Genomic DNA, 14,854 nt, shown 5'->3' on the forward strand with positions numbered 1-14,854 from the left:
CAGTTGAAATTACTTAATTTTTTCATGAATCTGTGGTTTAATGAAAGTAAGGATTAATAAGGAGGTAATAGTAATGGATGCAGCTACAAAGGATTATCTATTAGGGGCTTTAGAAAACGTAATTGACCCTGAATTAGGCATAGATATTGTAAACTTAGGTTTAATATATGATGTTGATCTTGATGATGAGGGTGTATGTGAAGTAACGATGACGCTTACTTCGATGGGGTGCCCACTTGCGGGTCACATTGAGCAAGATATTCGCTACGCACTTTCCGATATTCCAGAAGTAAAAGAAACGAAAACAACAATTGTTTGGGATCCACCATGGGGCAAAGATAAAATGTCTCGCTACGCAAAAATTGCATTAGGTATTCCAGATTGATATAGAACAAAGGCGTAAGCGCCCGTTCAGCGACGAACAAACTGGAGCACTTCGCAATGAGATAAAGGAAACACGGCGACGTAAGGAGCCGATGTTGACTTATCGATTGAAGGAGTGTGAAGTTTGAAAGTCGGTGGGCGCTGGAGCCGGACGTGGCTATCCCACGAATAATATTTACACGATAGAAATTTTATAATTTCCTTTTATAAAAAACAGGCAGCTCCTAATAAAGGTAGCTGCCTGTTTTCTATAAGAAGAAAATAACTAATAATCCAACTGTGAAACAATAGTATGCGAAATACTTTAAATTTCCTTTGGCCATGATATTCATAAACCATTTTAATGCAAAGTAAGTGGCAACGAATGCTGTAATGAATGCAATTAGATTTGGTATTAGAAATGCTTGGAAGTCCGGACTTGCTACTAAATCAGGAACTTCTAGTATCGTTGTGCCTAAACTTACAGGTATATACAATAGAAAAGCAAAGCGTAAAGCAGTATCCTGTCTCATTCCTACAGCCATCGATGCAATAAGCGTTGCCCCCGAACGACTAATTCCAGGTGTAACAGCAATTGCTTGTGCTAACCCAACAATAATAGCATCCTTGGTTGTTAGATTCCCTTCTAATTTACGCCCTCGAAGATTTCGAATCATCCAGATAGCAGCTCCTGTAATAAGTAAGGTAACTCCAACAACATATGTTTTGCTAAGTTTATCACCAAGATAATCACCAAATAAAACACCTACAACACCAACAGGAATTGTAGCAATGATTAAATAAATCACAAACATAAAGTCTTTTTTAGCTGTTTGATCTCTTTTGAAAAGAAAGAGATATGTGTTTTTAATTAAACGAATAATATCATCTTTATAAATAAGGAAAACTGCAAGTAAAGATGCAAAATTAACAAATATTTCAAAAGAAAGCCCATGTGCTTTAATTCCGAATAGATGTCTAAATATGATCAAATGCCCGCTTGATGAAATCGGTATTGGCTCGGTAATCCCTTGAACTAGTCCAAGTATAAAGTATTGAATAATAATTTTTAACTCTAAAAATAATTCCATGTTCTTTTCTCCTTCATCATCAATCAAGCTTTTTCCTAATTTACATAGACAAGTAACCATAAAAAGGTGTGTGAATAGTCTAGTAGGTGAGGAGGATGATTAAATGAATATGTATAACGATACTAATAAAATGTATGAACAATGTAAACAACATATGCACGCTTATGTACAGGCTGATTTAAATGATGGAACAAGTGTTGATGGGATTATTACTGGGCTAGATGATGAACATGTATATCTAGCTGTCCCAAATGTTGATGCTGGTTATGAGTCACACCAGATGGGTGATGATTCTCGTCAGTTCGGATACGGGTATGGCTATCCTGGTTATGGTTATGGTGGATATGGCTATGGAAGGCCGCGCCCGTTTAGACGCTTAATTTTGCCATTAGCAGCCTTAACCGCGATATCTTTGTTGCCATGGTATTAATTCATTAATAATTGCATAAAAGATGTAGAAACCCTTGCCATATTAGAGAGGCAAGGGTTTTTCATAGCTTTCTACTGTTTTTGTTCTTTTAGAAGTCCTTCTCCTAAAATGAATACGAATACCGCAATAATTGCCGCTAGAATTCCAGCTTCAGCAAGAACAAACGGATCACCAGCCATGCTCGCTAGTACATACGAAAGAGCAGCACCGAGAAGTAGTGACCATACTATTGTAATTATGTATCTCATATTTGGCACCCCACGTTTCTTTTAATAAATAAGTGGTTAAAATTTATAAGAATTTATCCTTATCTAGTTTAACAAAGAATTAGCTAAAATAAAAGTATTTCTGCGGAATATAATTTAATATCTATATTTTCTTAGGAGATGATTTTTTGGAAGTGCTCGTTATTAATTATACAGACTGGATTGGTTATCATATAGTAGATGATTTGTTGGAGAGAGGGTATAAGGTTTATGGGGTAGAAGATCAAAAAGGAAATCCAAATTTAAAAGACTTCTTTACAAGAAACAGCAATTTTAAGCATTTTGATTTAGAGAAAACAATTACCTGTGATTATGTCATTTGTATTGGGAACATAAATTCTATGCCGAATGTAACAGCGAACCATTATTTTCTTATAAACGGAAAAAATCATGCGGAATTAGAAAATATAATTTTGATAAGAAATACTTACCTTTTCGGAGAGTTTATGCCGATGGATGAAATAGGTTGGTATGTAGATGATAAACGAATCGACTTTGCCTCTGATTTATTAAAAAAAGAAGGTGTTTATATCGGAAGTTTTACCGCAAAACTCATCGATTTACTTGAACAATCTTCTAGAATTGTAAATTTAGTGTCAAAAAATGAAGAAAATCAGCAGAATGAAGTGCTATTACTTGATAAAAGTTTCTTTGTCGATGAAAATGTTCCTATAGGTAAAGAGATAGATAAGGTACGGAAGCATTATGAAAAGTTTAAAGCTTTATACCTAGATTATTCAAAATGAATCTCATGATGGATTAATTTAGAAACGAATGGAGGGCAGTATATGAGAAAATATCTATTTTTATTTCTTTTGTTAATGATAACGATACTGCCTGGCTGTAGTTATTTTGAAGCAGGAAATTTACAAAACGTCGGAATGTTATTAGACTCGACGATTGAAGAGGATATATGGACGGAAAAAGGTTATGACAGTCTCATGAAGATTGAAGAGGAATTTGATATCGATGTTTTTTATGAAGAGAATGTCACAACCGAAAGAGATGTACAACAAGCGGTTGCTGCTTTTGTAGAAGAAGGTGTTAATTTAATCATTGGCCATAGCAATATTTATGGAAGTTATTTTATTGATCTTTCTACTGCTTATCCTGATATTCATTTCATTTATACAAACGGGGCTATTTATAATGATTCAGTGACAAGTCTCAATTTTAATTCCCATGCGATGGGTTTCTTTGGTGGTATGGTTGCAGGGGAAATGACCAGATCAAATGAAATTGGTGTAATTGCGGTTTATTCTTGGCAACCAGAACTCGAAGGTTTTTATGAAGGTGTGAAATATCAAAATCCAGAGGCTCGATTACAAATCGACTTTGTAAACAATTGGTCGGATGTAACAATTGCAATGAACTTATATGAGAAGTTTAAAAATGAAGGTATTGATATTATTTATCCTGTGGGAAATTCTTTTACAGAGCCAATTATTGAGGCAGCTGCCGAAGATAGCATCTATTCGATTGGCTATATCGCTGACCAGCAAGATGTTGCTCCAGAGTATGTTTTGACAAGTACCATTCAAGATATTGATAAATTGTATGTTGAGGGTGTTGCAGCTTTTGAATCTGGAAAACTAGATGGCGGCGTTCAAACATTTGATTTTGATGATGGTTTTATTTCTCTTGGAACATTTAATGAGAAGGTTCCTAAAAACTTGGTAGAAGAAATTGAAGAAGCGATTGAAACCTACACGGAGACAGGACTTTTACCAAATGAATAAAGGTGACTCTAAATGATGCTCTTGTCAAAAGTCCTTTTTTACTTTAAAATTAGTACCAAGTCATAATGATTGATATTAAGAAGAGCATATATATGAATGTAATTGAAAATAAAGGAGATGTAAGAATGAGTGTAGGCATACTAGGAGTTGGAAGATATTTGCCGACAAAAGTTGTTACGAATAAAGAAATCGAGAAATTTGTGGATACGAACGATGAATGGATTAGAACAAGAACTGGAATAGAGGAAAGAAGATTTGCTGAAGATGATATTGATACGTCTGACATGTCTTATGTTGCAGCAGAACAAGCTTTGAAAAATGCACATGTAAGTGCAGAGGATATCGATTTAATTTTAGTTGCAACTGTAACACCAGATACACCATTTCCTTCAGTAGCTTGTAAGATTCAGGATAAACTAGGAGCGACAAATGCTGCTGCAATGGATTTAGGTGCTGCATGTGCGGGATTCATGTATGGGGTTATTACTGCAAAACAATTTGTCGAGACAGGTGCATATAAGAATGTTCTCGTTGTCGGAGCAGACAAACTTTCAAAAATTTTAGATTGGGAAGACCGTTCTACAGCTGTTCTTTTAGGAGATGGAGCAGGTGCTGTAGTTGTAGGTGAAGTAAGTGAAGGAAAAGGTATTCTTTCCTTTGAGTTGGGTGCAAAAGGCTCAGGTGGTAAAGATCTCTTCCAAAACAAAGAAGGTTATATGGAAATGAATGGGCGCGAAGTATTTAAATTTGCTGTTCGTCAAATGCCTGAATCGACTGTAAATGTTGTAGAGAAAATTGGCCTAGATAAAAGTGACGTTGATTATCTTGTCCCACATCAAGCAAATATTCGTATCATGGATGCAGCAAGGGAACGTTTAGGAATTTCAGAAGACAAAATGGCTACTACTATAAAAAAATATGGAAATAATTCTTCAGCTTCTATCCCAATGGCATTATTCGAGTCCGTTGAAAATGGCGAAATAAAAGACAATGATTTAATTGTCATGGTTGGATTTGGTGGCGGATTAGCATGGGGTGCTGTGGCTATTCGTTGGGGAAGGTAAGTACAGAATTGTGGAAGGAGTTTTACTATGAATGAAAGAAGAGTTGTAATAACAGGATTAGGTGCAGTTACTCCTGTAGGAAATGATGTTTCATCTATGTGGGAGAGTTTAATTACAGGGAAATCAGGAATCGATGTCACAACTCGTGTAAATACAGATGACTACCCAGCAAAGGTTGCTGCTGAGGTAAAAGATTTTGATCCCTTGAAATATATTGATAAAAAAGAACTTCGTCGGATGGACCCATTTACACAGTATGCTGTAGCAGCTTCTAAGATGGCTGTTGAAGATTCAGGTTTAGTAATTGATGATTCTAACAGAGAACGTGTAGGTGTATGGATAGGTTCAGGGATCGGTGGCATGCAAACTTGGGAAGAACAACATCGCAAACTACTTGAAAAAGGACCAAGAAGAGTAAGTCCATTCTTCGTACCGATGATGATTCCAGATATGGCAGCAGGCCAGGTTTCGATTCAGCTAGGTGCTAAGGGAATAAACTCATGTACAGTAACTGCATGTGCTTCAGGTGCTAACTCTATAGGAGATGCGTTTAAAGCAGTGCAGCGGGGTGATGTGGATTATATTATTGCGGGTGGTACAGAGGCTCCAATCACAGATATGGCATTTGCAGGCTTTTCATCTGCGAAAGCTTTATCAACAAATCCAGATCCTGCAACAGCATGTCGTCCGTTTGATAAAAATCGTGATGGCTTTGTTATGGGTGAGGGTTCTGGTATCTTAATTATGGAAACACTAGAAGCTGCACTTGAACGTGGCGCACATATTTACGGAGAAATCGTAGGCTATGGTTCAACAGGTGATGCGTATCATATTACTGCACCTGCTGAAAATGGAGAAGGAGCTGCACGTGCGATGCAACAAGCTCTAAATGATGCAGGACTTTCGCCAGAAGATATTGATTATATCAATGCTCACGGGACAAGCACGGAACTTAATGATAAATATGAAACAACAGCAATCAAAACTGTTTTCGGTGAACATGTAAGTAAATTAGCAATTTCTTCAACGAAGTCGATGACTGGTCACTTATTAGGCGCAGCAGGTGGAGTCGAAGCAGTAATTGCATTGAAAACGATAAAAGAAGGAATTATCCCTCCAACAATTAACTATGAAACACCAGACGAAGCACTTGATTTGGATTATGTACCAAACGAAGCTCGTAAAAAAGAAGTTAATGCCGTTGTAAGTAATTCACTTGGTTTTGGTGGTCATAACGTAGCACTTGTTTTCAAAAAATATGAAGCATAAGTAAATCATAAATTTAAAAGAGACAACTTTCATTTAATATGAAAACTGTCTCTTTTTATTTTGGCATGAATGGATAGGGACAAGCATATTGTAGGGTGAGGAGCCTCTCCTAAAAATAAGAAAATGGTGGTTTTATGTTCTTTATATTCTTTTTCCTAATCGGATTTGGCCTTAGTGTTATAGGTGGCGTAACAATTATTGGTTATATGAATTTTCTTCCAGCAGGTGTCTCTTACTTTGAATTATTTAGCTATATGTTAACACGAATTGAATGCTACTTTTTTCCAATCGGAATAATAATCATGATGATTGTTTTATATTTATATCCAAATAAATAGTTTCTTAATATTTATCTGAAGGTGTTTCAGATGAAATGGAATATTTTTACGCTGGATTGGTCATAATGAATTTTAGATTAATTTTCCAAGAGGTGAGGATGTATATGCAATATTTACATGATGTTTGGGTAAATTGGTTTGAAAGTGAAGAAAACGGCTATCAAGTCGCCCGTTATCATGAATGGCGCAAAGAAGATAAAATTGAGTTGCTGGATCAAACTCCCTTGCTATACATAAAGCATGACCTTTACGAGTATATTGAAAATGATTTGCAGGAGATCCCACAAGAGCTACTCGATACGATATACAAACGCTCCTATGTAAAGAAAGGACAGAAACGCACCGTTGTAGACTACTCCTGTGTGTTGACGAATGGCATCGAGATATTAGTGATAGACACAATCGGTTATACGGTACCAATTCGCAAAAGCAGACTAATTCCAAGGCAGGAGCAGCTCGTTTATGATTTGATAAAAACAATGAAACCTTCAAACTTTGGTTTCAGAGCAAGAAGATACAAACGCGAATATGAACTGCTTTCTCTTCGTCCTGAAGAAGTGCATGGATTAACAAGAAGAGAGCGGGAGATGAAACAAATTCTCATGATTGCGCTTGATCAATTGCGAAGTACAGCACATATTGATGAACTCAGGTACTGGCTAACAGAATGGGATCCGAAGCAATATGCCGAAATACGCTCCTTTGATTTAGACGAAGTTTGGCAAAAGTTATACGAAGGTGTAAAAGTAGGTTACAGTAAAAATCACGAAGAATTTTGTGAAAAAATTGTCAGAGGTCAACCATTCTTAGAAAAGTTAATTGAGAAAGAACGGATAGAAGATTGGGATGCAACAAAATTATAAATTGAAAAACCAATTTATATTTAATTATCGGGTTTACTAGTGACAAGATAATTCTTACTGTCTCCATAACTGTATGAACACTTAAAAGGCTTAGAGGGATACTTCACTAAGCCTTATTTGTTTTACAACGAACTTGCTTTTACACAGTTTAGCTTAGTAACACTACCTTATCTTGTAACTGCTAAAATCAACTCATCAATCGTTCCAATACATTTCTCAACTTGAGGTAAATGGTAGAAAGTACTCGTTGTTTCGAAGTTATTTAATTCATCATTTTGGGAATAAAGATAAATTCTTTTCTCTTGTGCAAGCGCAATACCAAATTCAATATGACTTCCTTTTCCTGCTGGCAATAAAACAATTATAAAATCTGCTTCCATCACAGCAGTCCTTTCTTGCTTTCCAATCTCTTTTAACTCTTCGACCGTTGAAGCTCTTGCATTTTTTGTCCAATCATATGTAAGAATATAACCCCGATTTATTAACTCATTACTAACATCGCGAACTGTTTCTATATTTTAAAACTAGATGAAATATAAAACTTTTTCATATTTATATATCTCCTTTTAAACTAATCCTACACTATAAATTCGCCAGAAAAGGTGCATCTCCTTCTTTAAGGATTACACCCGTTTAGCCTAATATGAAAGTGAGTAAATTCTGTCTGTATCAGTGTCAATAGCATACTCTACTTCAATATCATCGTTAAAAGGTAATTGCTCAAATTTGTGTAATTTCATAAATACATTAGACAAGTCCTTTATATCATTGGCTAATTTTTTTGCCTGTAAATATTTTTGTGTTAGTTGTTGTATGGAGCATTTTTTACCTGTTAGTAAGACTTGATGATAATATCCGTCAATTTCAATAATCATAAAATCACGACTGGTCGCTAATCAGTCTTATAGCTTTAATTTTTATAAAAGTACGCTTCATTCTTCTAGTGGAGAAATTATGCTATTATCATACTATCCAAATCTAATATATGTGTCAAAATCATATTGCTATTTTTGAATAGTCTATGAACAATTCTTTACTTGATGCTAAAAGTAAGAATTTGATGATAAGATATAAATTACCTGAGAAAATGGAGAGGTGTTTAAATGCAAAGTAAGAATTCACCATTTAAATTAATCGTGATCGCAACATTGGTTATTGTTGCAATCCTTGTCGCTGTAGTAGTTATCAGCAGTAATAATTCTGATTCAAATGAAGAAACGACATTTGAAAGACAGCCACCAATTGAAGGGCAACCTACACTAGGGGTTGGAAATGCGCCTGTAACTGTTGTCGAATTCGGAGATTTCAAGTGTCCAGGGTGTAAAGCTTGGGGAGATAGTATTTTTCTTCAATTAGTAAATGATTATGTTCATACTGACAAGGTGAAGTTTTCATATATTAATGTTTTATTCCATGGAGAAGAATCTGAATTGGCATCCCTAGCAGCCGAAACTGTATATAAACAAAACCCTGATGCCTACTGGAAGTTTCATATAACTTTATTCGATGAACAACCAAGTGATGATCATCATAGCGAATGGGTCACAATGGATAAAATAACCGAAATAGCGGATGGAATTCCTGAGATAGATACGGAAGAATTAATAGTAGAGATCGAGAACAAATCAGAAATGAATGAAGTAGATAAAGATGCTGAATTAGTGAACGAATTTGGTGTGCAATTAACACCTACTATTATGGTCAATGAAACAATGATAGAAGATCCTTTTGATTATGAAGAAATTAAAGAAGCAATAGAAAATGCACTAGAGGAAAATTAAAATGAGAAAAACAGACATTTCACAGTTTACTCTTTATGCAGCTTGGTTGGTGTCCATTGTAGCTACACTAGGAAGTCTCTATTTTAGTGAGATTCGAGGGTTTATTCCTTGTGAACTTTGTTGGTATCAACGTATCTTGATGTATCCATTAACATTGATTCTCGGGATAGCAACATTTCAAAATGATCGTTCTGTTAAAAAATATGTATTACCACTTGCTGCCTTTGGTTGGTTCATTTCGCTGTTTCATTATTTACAGCAAAAGGTTCCAGGGTTTGCAGCTATTAAACCATGCGCCAGTGGTGTACCCTGTAGTGCTGAATATATTAATTGGTTTGGTTTCGTTACCATCCCATTCCTAGCATTAATTGCTTTTACTTTAATTGTAGTATTCATGCTAATGACACGAAAAAGAATGTGATTGGAATATGAAATAATAAAAATATCGTAGTGAATTCTTTAATGAATATCACTGCGATATTTTTTCTAAATAGCTAGTTTGCATGTCTAAACTAAACGCGCCAGCTTTTTATATAAATTATTTTCTTACACGTCCAAGTCCCATCGCTTTTTTAGCTTTTGCAATTGTTTTGTTAGAGACAAGTCTTGCTTGTTCAGCACCTTCATCAAGGATTTGATCAAGTTCTTCAGAATCAATTAATTCCGCATATTTTTCCTGGATAGGCTGGAGGACTTTGACAACAGTATCAGCAACATCCTGTTTAAATTCTCCATAACCCTTGCCTTCGTATTTTTTTTCAAGATCTGCAATGGTTTCACCAGTACAGCTTGAATAGATAGTTAATAAATTCGAAATACCAGGTTTATTTTCTTTATCAAATTTTACAATTCCTTCAGAATCAGTTACTGCACTTTTGATTTTCTTCTCAATTGTTTTAGGGTTATCAAGCATAGAAACAAAACTACGAATATTTTCATCAGACTTACTCATTTTCTTTGTCGGTTCCTGTAAAGACATGATGCGCGCACCAACCTTAGGAATTCGAACTTCAGGTATCGTGAAAATATCGTTGAAACGATTATTAAAGCGTTGTGCTAAGTCTCTTGTTAACTCCATATGCTGTTTTTGGTCATCACCAACCGGTACGATATCAGCTTGGTAAAGTAGAATATCAGCTGCCATTAATGGTGGATAAGTTAGTAGTGCAGAAGATACTGCATCTTTTCCACTTGATTTATCTTTGTACTGTGTCATTCTTTCGAGTTCCCCAACATAACTAATGGTCTGTAACATCCAACCAAGCTGTGTATGCGCTGGAACCTCGGATTGGATGAATAGTGTTGCTTTCTTCGGATCAAGTCCAGAAGCTAGGTAAAGCGCCGCAAGTGAGCGGATATTTTTTCTTAGCTCCAGCCTGTCTTGAGGAACTGTAATAGCATGCTCATCAACTATACAGAAGTAACATTGATATTCATCTTGAAGCTCTACAAATTGTTTTATTGCGCCTAGATAATTCCCTAATGTCAACGTACCACTAGGTTGAATCCCAGAAAAAATGGTCTGCATTCAAATCACTCCTTTAATTTTTTCCATAAAAAAAGCCATTCATTCCCTATACAAAGGGACGAATGAACCGCGGTGCCACCCTAATTATTCTGCAGTTGATGCAGAATCACTTCGTTAAATAAGCTCGAAAGTCCAATTCCAGTTTACCTTGATGCTTGTTTTCACCAACCACAAGCTCTCTACAATCAGCGGGTAAAGCGTACTACGCCTTTTTCATAGCTTTTATTATTTGATATTGCTGTTATTATATAATGGTTTGGGATTGGAAATCAAGTTTCTTTGAAGATTTGGCTAGATTTGTGGGGTATAGCCACGTCCGGCTCCGTACGTCGCTGAACGGGCACTTACGCCTCCGTTTATAATAACGACAATATTGTTAACTCGGTTCTATTCATTTTACTTCGGAAACCTTCATCATATATAATTATGTGAAAGAATTCACTATATTATTCTTTAACTTGGAGGTCATTCAATGGCAGGACTTATGGCAATGGCGAAGCAGCAGAAAATGAAGTTACTAATGATTGCTATTTCTGCTGTGCTATCTGGATTAGCGATTATTGCACAGGGTTATTTGTTTGTCCTAATCGTTGACCAGATTTTTTTGAAAGGAAGTTCAGTTTCTGATATTCTCCCATATTTACTTTGGTTAATTGTTGCACTATTTGCTAGAACTTTATTTAATTACCTAAGTGGAAGAACCGGGATAATGATGGCGACGAAGGTAAAAAGTGACCTACGTAATGCCCTTTTAAATAAATTTTCGAGGAATCCAATGCAAGCATCACTGCAAGGACAATCCGGTCGAAAAGTAAGTGTTATTATGGACGCAGTGGATGAGGTCGATTCGTATTTCAGTGATTATATTCCACAAATGATTCAATCGTTGATTATTCCGATCATGCTTCTCATTGTAATTTTTATGGAGCATGCGGCAACAGGTTTTATTTTCATTTTTACTGCACCATTTATTCCGATATTTATGATGATTATTGGATTTAATACAAAAGACAAAGCTGAAGAACAATTAGAAAAGATGGCGGCTTTTTCTGGGAAATTCCTTGATACGTTACAAGGGCTAACGACATTAAAACTTTTCGGTCGTTCAGTAGATCAAAAAGAAGAAATAGGAAAAAGTAGTATTCAATTTCGCGAAGCAACAATGGTTGTATTAAAAACAGCTTTCTCAAACTCTTTAGCACTCGAATTTATTTCCATGTTAAGTATCGGACTTATCGCTTTAGAGGTTGCAATTAGACTTATTATTTTCCAGGACATTACATTCTTTACTGGATTCTTAATGCTCGTCCTAGCTCCAGAGTTATTAAATAAATTAAAGGAACTAGGAAATGCATTTCATACTGGGCGTGGGAGCATGGGTGCAGCGAAGAAACTCGAACAAGAACTTGAAGATACTAAAGCACAAATAGAATTTGGTGAGGAAAACTTAAGCAAAGAAGAACCCCCGCTAATTGAATTGGAGGCTGTAAGTTTTAACTATGGTGAAAATGCTTTCGCGTTAAAAAATATAACTGCTAAGATTCTTCCAAACCAAGAGATTGCTATCGTGGGTAAAACGGGAGCTGGAAAAACAACACTACTACATTTAATTGCTGGTCTCGTTCCACTTTCAGAAGGAAAAGTTATAGTTAATAAGAAAGAAAGGTCTTCTTATAGTGAAAGAAGTTGGTTTGACCAACTTATTTATATTTCCCAAGACCCATATTTATTTTCAGGAACATTTGCAGAAAACATCGCGATTGGTAAATCTACAGATACAACTCGTGAAGAAATTGAACAAGCTGCTGATAAGGCAGGACTTAGGGAGCTGGTTGATTCACTTGATCAAGGCTTTGATACCCTAATTGGTGAAGGAGGACGTGGATTATCTGGTGGAGAAAAACAGCGTGTTGCGCTTGCGCGTGCTTTTCTAAAACGCCCGTCCATCATTCTATTTGATGAACCGACGACAGGTCTTGACTTAGTAACAGAACGAATCCTACAAACCTCTATGATGGAGCTATCCAAAAATTCAACAGTCATAACTGTGGCTCACCGTCTTCATACGATACAAAATGCTGATCAGATACTTTTCCTTGATAAGGGAGAACTTATATCAATTGGTAAGCATGAAGAATTACTAAATTCTGTTGGAGCCTATCGAGAGATGATTACTGTACAGCAGGGAGGTGCAGCACAATGAAAGACTTGCGAATAGTAATTAGAATCTTACTAGTAGAGAAGAAAGACATTTATCTGTCGATTATATGTGGATTTATAGCGGGAATTACAGCTGTAGCTCTGTTTTCAGCAAGTGGTTACTTAATTTCACAGGCTGCCCTAGCTCCTCCTATTTACACATTAATGGTTATCGTTGCATCGGTAAAAATGCTAGGTATTATTTCTGCATTAAGTAGGTATGGGGAAAGATACTTTTCTCACCGTGGTACATTTACAATGCTAAGTAATTTACGTGTTTCTTTCTATGAAAAACTTGAACCACTAGCACCAGGGATTTTTGGAAGGTTCCGTAGTGGAGACCTGCTTGCTCGAATTGTTGGTGATGTAGAGACATTGCAAAATTTCTTTTTACGTGTATTTTATCCACCAATTGTTTTATTGCTGATTTTCTTTTTCACAATTTCATTTACAACATTCTTTTCAATTGAGATAGCGCTCATATTATTCCTTGGTCTCTTATTGACAATCGTGCTTGTCCCGTCATATTTTGCATTAAGACAGCGCAAGTTTGATCGAATTGTTAGAGACAGTCGAGCGGAATTATCAACGGAGGTTACTGAATTTTTATATGGATTTCGTGATTTGAAAATTTATCAACAATTAGAAGGAAAAGAGGAGCAACTGAAAAAGGCATCGGCAACTTATTTACAGGAGCAGAAACAGGAAAGTGTTCAAAATTTATTCAGCCAAGCTTCGAATACATTTTTATCCTTACTAGTTTCAGTCAGTGTATTAGCTGTAGGTTCTTATTTAGTTGTAAACCAAGAATTAGATGGTATTTATTTAGCGATGCTAGTGATGATTTCGCTTACCGTCTTTGAAAATACAACATCAATGGCAATCTTCCCGAGTCATTTGCAGGATAGTAAACAAGCATCCTCCCGACTTCATGCTGTTGTACGTAATGACTCAATCGAGAAGGATGGAGTGGAGTTGCAAGAATTCCGAGCAACCACCGCACCAACGATAGCGTTTCGTAACGTCCAATTTAACTATCCTAATGATTCACGACAAGTGATAAATGATGTTTCATTAAAACTTGAAAAAGGGTCCAAAACAGCAATTGTCGGCCCAAGTGGTTCAGGAAAATCAACCTTATTGCAGTTGTTACTCCACCTTTATCCTGTTAATGAAGGAGAAATTTTATTAAATGATATTCCTATTCATACGTTGACAGATGAGAGCATTTGGAAAAACACAAACGTTGTACTGCAAGCAAATCATTTCTTCTATGGAACGATCCGAGATAATTTACAACTTGCAAAAGATGGTTTCCATGATGATACATTACAGGAAGTATTAGAAAAAGTTGATTTAGAGCATATTTCGCTAGATGAGCCAGTTTTAGAGAAGGGTGAGAACCTATCTGGTGGAGAGAAACAACGTCTCGCAATTGCCAGAGCAATGCTGAAAAACGAATCTTTATGGTTATTGGATGAACCAACCTCTTCGATAGACGCATTGACTGAAGCGAAGATTTTTGGACATATATTCAACCAAGCAAAGGATGACACACTTGTACTTGTAAGTCATCGCTTAACTGGATTAGAAAAGATGGACCAAATTATCGTAATGGAAAATGGCAAAATTATCGAGAGTGGAAGTTTCGAATCGTTAATGGAAAGCAAAGGTTACTTTTATGAGATGAAAAAAATTGAACAGAGTGTATTTTTAGGAGAATAGAAAAATGGCAAGCGCCTTGATACGCTTGCCGTTTTTTAATAGGCTTAGAAGCGGTGCATTCATTTGCTTCTTTGACCAATTTATTTATCTGTATCATCTATTACCGCATCATCATTTTTTGCTACCCAAAATGAAAGAATAAAGGCAGCGATGATGACCAGGAAAGGTGCAACAAATATTAGAAAGTCATTAAACAAT

Annotated in this window: 18 protein-coding genes and 1 other annotated feature; of the genes, 12 read left to right on the plus strand and 6 right to left on the minus strand. The window is 36.0% G+C overall.

All coding sequences use genetic code 11. The features are described 5' to 3' along the window. Window positions 1-73: 73 nt before the first annotated feature. A complete protein-coding gene (locus ACXYMZ_RS06990) occupies window positions 74-385 on the plus strand; it encodes a metal-sulfur cluster assembly factor (RefSeq protein ID WP_458947666.1) in 312 nt (103 codons plus the stop codon). 247 nt (window positions 386-632) lie between these two features. On the opposite strand, the gene ACXYMZ_RS06995 is transcribed toward ACXYMZ_RS06990, so the two are convergent. Continuing rightward, window positions 633-1,454 carry an undecaprenyl-diphosphate phosphatase gene (locus ACXYMZ_RS06995; protein WP_458947667.1) on the minus strand — a complete coding sequence of 274 codons (822 nt, stop codon included), beginning with the start codon at window positions 1,452-1,454 and terminating at the stop codon, window positions 633-635. 103 nt (window positions 1,455-1,557) lie between these two features. On the opposite strand from ACXYMZ_RS06995, the gene ACXYMZ_RS07000 reads away from it, so the two are divergent. Further along, a complete protein-coding gene (locus tag ACXYMZ_RS07000) occupies window positions 1,558-1,884 on the plus strand; it encodes a hypothetical protein (RefSeq protein ID WP_458947668.1) in 327 nt (108 codons plus the stop codon). A gap of 71 nt (window positions 1,885-1,955) precedes the next feature. On the opposite strand, the gene ACXYMZ_RS07005 is transcribed toward ACXYMZ_RS07000, so the two are convergent. Next, on the minus strand, window positions 1,956-2,132 hold the full coding sequence (locus tag ACXYMZ_RS07005; protein ID WP_458947669.1) for a YjzD family protein: 177 nt from the start codon (window positions 2,130-2,132) through the stop codon (window positions 1,956-1,958). 146 nt (window positions 2,133-2,278) lie between these two features. Between ACXYMZ_RS07005 and ACXYMZ_RS07010 the strand changes: the two genes are divergently transcribed. The 6 genes from ACXYMZ_RS07010 to ACXYMZ_RS07035 all read left to right on the plus strand — a co-directional run bounded on the left by ACXYMZ_RS07010 (window position 2,279) and on the right by ACXYMZ_RS07035 (window position 7,423). Further along, window positions 2,279-2,896 (plus strand): hypothetical protein, encoded by a 618-nt coding sequence (locus ACXYMZ_RS07010; protein WP_458947670.1) that lies wholly within the window; start codon window positions 2,279-2,281, stop codon window positions 2,894-2,896. A gap of 42 nt (window positions 2,897-2,938) precedes the next feature. Further along, window positions 2,939-3,889, plus strand: coding sequence for a BMP family ABC transporter substrate-binding protein (locus tag ACXYMZ_RS07015; protein WP_458947671.1), 951 nt, complete (start codon window positions 2,939-2,941; stop codon window positions 3,887-3,889). 125 nt (window positions 3,890-4,014) lie between these two features. Then, on the plus strand, window positions 4,015-4,953 hold the full coding sequence (locus ACXYMZ_RS07020; RefSeq protein ID WP_458947672.1) for a beta-ketoacyl-ACP synthase III: 939 nt from the start codon (window positions 4,015-4,017) through the stop codon (window positions 4,951-4,953). A 27-nt stretch (window positions 4,954-4,980) separates the two neighbouring features. Further along, window positions 4,981-6,222 carry a beta-ketoacyl-ACP synthase II gene (gene fabF / locus ACXYMZ_RS07025; protein ID WP_458947673.1) on the plus strand — a complete coding sequence of 414 codons (1,242 nt, stop codon included), beginning with the start codon at window positions 4,981-4,983 and terminating at the stop codon, window positions 6,220-6,222. Between the two features lie 134 nt (window positions 6,223-6,356). Beyond that, a complete protein-coding gene (locus tag ACXYMZ_RS07030) occupies window positions 6,357-6,560 on the plus strand; it encodes a hypothetical protein (protein ID WP_458947674.1) in 204 nt (67 codons plus the stop codon). 104 nt (window positions 6,561-6,664) lie between these two features. Next, window positions 6,665-7,423, plus strand: a complete 759-nt coding sequence (locus ACXYMZ_RS07035; RefSeq protein ID WP_458947675.1) for a DUF3603 family protein — start codon at window positions 6,665-6,667, stop codon at window positions 7,421-7,423. 167 nt (window positions 7,424-7,590) lie between these two features. Here the strand turns inward: ACXYMZ_RS07035 and ACXYMZ_RS07040 are convergent, their stop codons facing one another. Next, on the minus strand, window positions 7,591-7,803 hold the full coding sequence (locus tag ACXYMZ_RS07040; RefSeq protein WP_458947676.1) for a hypothetical protein: 213 nt from the start codon (window positions 7,801-7,803) through the stop codon (window positions 7,591-7,593). 258 nt (window positions 7,804-8,061) lie between these two features. Then, entirely contained in the window at window positions 8,062-8,298 is a 237-nt protein-coding gene (locus ACXYMZ_RS07045) for a hypothetical protein (RefSeq protein WP_458947677.1), read from the minus strand. A 228-nt stretch (window positions 8,299-8,526) separates the two neighbouring features. Between ACXYMZ_RS07045 and ACXYMZ_RS07050 the strand changes: the two genes are divergently transcribed. Then, the gene (locus tag ACXYMZ_RS07050; RefSeq protein WP_458947678.1) at window positions 8,527-9,204 is read left to right on the plus strand and encodes a DsbA family protein; all 678 of its coding nucleotides are present in this window, start codon (window positions 8,527-8,529) and stop codon (window positions 9,202-9,204) included. Window position 9,205: 1 nt separating this feature from the next. Then, complete coding sequence (locus ACXYMZ_RS07055) at window positions 9,206-9,625, plus strand: disulfide oxidoreductase (RefSeq protein WP_458947679.1); 420 nt, start codon at window positions 9,206-9,208, stop codon at window positions 9,623-9,625. Between the two features lie 117 nt (window positions 9,626-9,742). Here ACXYMZ_RS07055 and trpS read toward each other — a convergent pair whose 3' ends face one another. Then, entirely contained in the window at window positions 9,743-10,732 is a 990-nt protein-coding gene (gene trpS / locus ACXYMZ_RS07060) for a tryptophan--tRNA ligase (protein ID WP_458947680.1), read from the minus strand. A gap of 51 nt (window positions 10,733-10,783) precedes the next feature. Beyond that, window positions 10,784-10,958, minus strand: a binding site (T-box leader). 246 nt (window positions 10,959-11,204) lie between these two features. On the opposite strand from trpS, the gene cydD reads away from it, so the two are divergent. Both cydD and cydC read left to right on the plus strand, forming a co-directional pair. Beyond that, window positions 11,205-12,935, plus strand: coding sequence for a thiol reductant ABC exporter subunit CydD (gene cydD, locus ACXYMZ_RS07065; protein WP_458947681.1), 1,731 nt, complete (start codon window positions 11,205-11,207; stop codon window positions 12,933-12,935). Continuing rightward, entirely contained in the window at window positions 12,932-14,656 is a 1,725-nt protein-coding gene (cydC, locus tag ACXYMZ_RS07070; protein WP_458947682.1) for a thiol reductant ABC exporter subunit CydC, read from the plus strand. The genes cydD and cydC overlap by 4 nt, the downstream gene beginning before the upstream one ends. A gap of 80 nt (window positions 14,657-14,736) precedes the next feature. Here the strand turns inward: cydC and cydS are convergent, their stop codons facing one another. After that, complete coding sequence (gene cydS, locus ACXYMZ_RS07075; protein ID WP_458947683.1) at window positions 14,737-14,853, minus strand: cytochrome bd oxidase small subunit CydS; 117 nt, start codon at window positions 14,851-14,853, stop codon at window positions 14,737-14,739. Between the last annotated feature and the right edge of the window lies 1 nt (window position 14,854).

Source organism: Oceanobacillus sp. CAU 1775 (assembly GCF_054482815.1).

Bases quoted from the DNA above. Each gene is read 5' to 3' on its own strand.
- ACXYMZ_RS06990 (WP_458947666.1), top strand. From the start codon at position 74: ATGGATGCAGCTACAAAGGATTATCTATTAGGGGCTTTAGAAAACGTA.
- ACXYMZ_RS06995 (WP_458947667.1), bottom strand. From the start codon at position 1,454: ATGGAATTATTTTTAGAGTTAAAAATTATTATTCAATACTTTATACTT.
- ACXYMZ_RS07000 (WP_458947668.1), top strand. From the start codon at position 1,558: ATGAATATGTATAACGATACTAATAAAATGTATGAACAATGTAAACAA.
- ACXYMZ_RS07005 (WP_458947669.1), bottom strand. From the start codon at position 2,132: ATGAGATACATAATTACAATAGTATGGTCACTACTTCTCGGTGCTGCT.
- ACXYMZ_RS07015 (WP_458947671.1), top strand. From the start codon at position 2,939: ATGAGAAAATATCTATTTTTATTTCTTTTGTTAATGATAACGATACTG.
- ACXYMZ_RS07020 (WP_458947672.1), top strand. From the start codon at position 4,015: ATGAGTGTAGGCATACTAGGAGTTGGAAGATATTTGCCGACAAAAGTT.
- fabF (WP_458947673.1), top strand. From the start codon at position 4,981: ATGAATGAAAGAAGAGTTGTAATAACAGGATTAGGTGCAGTTACTCCT.
- ACXYMZ_RS07030 (WP_458947674.1), top strand. From the start codon at position 6,357: ATGTTCTTTATATTCTTTTTCCTAATCGGATTTGGCCTTAGTGTTATA.
- ACXYMZ_RS07035 (WP_458947675.1), top strand. From the start codon at position 6,665: ATGCAATATTTACATGATGTTTGGGTAAATTGGTTTGAAAGTGAAGAA.
- ACXYMZ_RS07040 (WP_458947676.1), bottom strand. From the start codon at position 7,803: ATGGAAGCAGATTTTATAATTGTTTTATTGCCAGCAGGAAAAGGAAGT.
- ACXYMZ_RS07045 (WP_458947677.1), bottom strand. From the start codon at position 8,298: ATGATTATTGAAATTGACGGATATTATCATCAAGTCTTACTAACAGGT.
- ACXYMZ_RS07050 (WP_458947678.1), top strand. From the start codon at position 8,527: ATGCAAAGTAAGAATTCACCATTTAAATTAATCGTGATCGCAACATTG.
- ACXYMZ_RS07055 (WP_458947679.1), top strand. From the start codon at position 9,206: ATGAGAAAAACAGACATTTCACAGTTTACTCTTTATGCAGCTTGGTTG.
- trpS (WP_458947680.1), bottom strand. From the start codon at position 10,732: ATGCAGACCATTTTTTCTGGGATTCAACCTAGTGGTACGTTGACATTA.
- cydD (WP_458947681.1), top strand. From the start codon at position 11,205: ATGGCAGGACTTATGGCAATGGCGAAGCAGCAGAAAATGAAGTTACTA.
- cydC (WP_458947682.1), top strand. From the start codon at position 12,932: ATGAAAGACTTGCGAATAGTAATTAGAATCTTACTAGTAGAGAAGAAA.